At 49.6% G+C, this 482-nt stretch carries 1 protein-coding gene; it reads right to left on the reverse strand.

The window, feature by feature from the left end:
* On the reverse strand, positions 1 to 482 hold a 482-nt coding region (locus DUL71_RS31805), incomplete at both ends, for a GAF domain-containing protein (protein ID WP_114941825.1).

The raw sequence follows: 482 nt of genomic DNA on the forward strand, positions 1-482 counted from the left end.
CGGTTTGAAATGACCGAAGAAAGCATTTCACAGACAGCGCCTGTCTCGAAGCTCAGGTAATGTGGGCGGACATGATGGCATGCGATCAAGCCCCAGAGTTTGCCATTGTCGATCACTCGAATAGACATCGATGCTTGCACATTCATGTTTTTAAGGTACTCCAGATGTACTGCCGCCACGCCACGGAGGTTACAATCGGATAGGTCGATGAAAGTGTTCGTTACTGGGTTCATCACCGGATAAAGCCTTACTGGAGTGAAATCACGATCAGGTATTAGACGGTAAGAGTTTTTTAAATAAAGGTCACGCGCTTGCCTGGGTACATCGGAGCCTGGGAAAGTATGCCCGAGGTAATGTTCAAGTTCCGGCGCATCTTTCTCCTCTGCTATAACGGTGCCGTTCCAATCTTCGTCAAAACGGTACATCATGATTCCGTCAAAGCCGGTGATCCGGCGCAGTTCATGTACAGCGGCCTGGCTTGC

The organism is Mucilaginibacter endophyticus (assembly GCF_003351025.1).
Lineage (GTDB): Bacteria > Bacteroidota > Bacteroidia > Sphingobacteriales > Sphingobacteriaceae > Mucilaginibacter > Mucilaginibacter endophyticus.